Below are 265 nucleotides of genomic sequence, written 5' to 3' on the forward strand. Positions count from 1 at the left end.
GAACAGGAACGATGCCTTGACGTCCATTTCCCAGTTTGCCGAAAAGTCCTCCCAGCTCTGTTCCTGGACGGGCGCGGACGGAGCTAGGGCGCCGGCGCAGATCACAAGGACGTCTGGTTCAAGCGCGGCGAAAACCGCTTCGGGTGCGGTCTCGTTGGTGGCGTCGACCGCCAGCGTCTTCACGCCTGATGTCTCCCAGGAGAGCTCTTGCAGGGCTTCTGTGCCACGACCACCTGCAAGCACTGTTGCCCCTTCGCCAAGCGCG

General features: G+C 63.0%; 1 pseudogene. It reads right to left on the minus strand.

Annotation, left to right across the window (positions count from 1 at the left end):
• Positions 1 to 183: pseudogene (locus AC0L2O_RS36910) on the minus strand (short-chain dehydrogenase); the annotation flags it as partial.
• Positions 184 to 265: the final 82 nt, after the last annotated feature.

The organism is Bradyrhizobium sp. Kon10 (assembly GCF_055807395.1).